The sequence below is a fragment of the Ezakiella massiliensis genome, from assembly GCF_059862345.1.
On record NZ_JCBCEO010000011.1, the window covers coordinates 1 to 1,764 of the forward strand.

1 rRNA gene is annotated in these 1,764 nt (G+C 48.4%); it reads left to right on the plus strand.

From position 1 onward, the window contains the following. Positions 1–173: 173 nt before the first annotated feature. A 16S ribosomal RNA gene (locus AC6FXG_RS08875) occupies positions 174–1,715 on the plus strand. Positions 1,716–1,764: the final 49 nt, after the last annotated feature.

Here is a 1,764-nt window from a genome sequence, read left to right on the forward strand (position 1 = left end):
AAAATGGATGGTATACTATACAAGTCAGCTCGAGAGAGCACCGACAAGAACCTAAACAAAGGAATATAAGTGAAAAGAAGTCATGAATTTACAACCCGTAAATTCAAAACAAAGTGAAACAGAACACATTAAAAACTGTAAATAATTTAGAGCCAGATTAAAAGCTCAAGACTTTACTTGAGAGTTTGATCCTGGCTCAGGACGAACGCTGGCGGCGTGCTTAACACATGCAAGTCGAACGATGAAGAAGAGAAACGCGAACTTCGGTTCAAATTTCACTTCGGATTAGTGGCAGACGGGTGAGTAACGCGTGAGCAACCTACCTCTTACAAAGGGATAGCCTCGGGAAACCGTGATTAATACCATATGACACATTCATAAGGCATCTTAAGAATGTTAAAGCTACGGCGGTAAGAGATGGGCTCGCGTCCCATTAGCTAGTTGGTGAGGTAACGGCCCACCAAGGCGACGATGGGTAACCGGCCTGAGAGGGTGAACGGTCACATTGGAACTGAGACACGGTCCAAACTCCTACGGGAGGCAGCAGTGGGGAATATTGCACAATGGAGGGAACTCTGATGCAGCGACGCCGCGTGAGCGATGAAGGAATTCGTTTCGTAAAGCTCTGTTCTATGGGAAGAAAAGGACTGTACCATAGGAGAAAGCCCCGGCTAAATACGTGCCAGCAGCCGCGGTAATACGTATGGGGCGAGCGTTGTCCGGAATTATTGGGCGTAAAGGGTACGCAGGCGGTTTACCAAGTTGGATGTGAAATCTTGTAGCTCAACTACAAACGTGCATCCAAAACTGGCTAACTTGAGTTAAGGAGAGGTAAGTGGAATTCCTGGTGTAGCGGTGGAATGCGTAGATATCAGGAGGAATACCGGTGGCGAAGGCGACTTACTGGACTTATACTGACGCTGAGGTACGAAAGCGTGGGGAGCAAACAGGATTAGATACCCTGGTAGTCCACGCCGTAAACGATGAGTGCTAGGTGTCGGGGGTCAAACCTCGGTGCCGACGTTAACACATTAAGCACTCCGCCTGGGGAGTACGTGCGCAAGCATGAAACTCAAAGGAATTGACGGGGACCCGCACAAGCAGCGGAGCATGTGGTTTAATTCGTGGCTACGCGAAGAACCTTACCAGGGCTTGACATATACATGATAGAACCTAGAGATAGGGAAAAGGAGGAAACTTGTTTCCTACATGTATACAGGTGGTGCATGGTTGTCGTCAGCTCGTGTCGTGAGATGTTGGGTTAAGTCCCGCAACGAGCGCAACCCTTGCATATAGTTACTAACAGATCATGCTGAGGACTCTATATGGACTGCCGATGATAAATCGGAGGAAGGTGGGGATGACGTCAAATCATCATGCCCTTTATGTCCTGGGCTACACACGTGCTACAATGGTCGGTACAAAGAGCAGCGAAATGGTGACATCAAGCGAATCTCAAAAAGCCGATCCCAGTTCGGATTGTACTCTGCAACTCGAGTACATGAAGTCGGAGTTGCTAGTAATCGTAGATCAGAATGCTACGGTGAATGCGTTCCCGGGTCTTGTACACACCGCCCGTCACACCATGGAAGTTGGCAATACCCGAAGCCGATGGCCTAACCGCAAGGGAGGAGTCGTCGAAGGTAGGGTCAATGACTGGGGTGAAGTCGTAACAAGGTAGCCGTATCGGAAGGTGCGGCTGGATCACCTCCTTTCTAAGGAGTTTACTTCTTTTCACTTATACATTTAGGTCTTAATTTAATA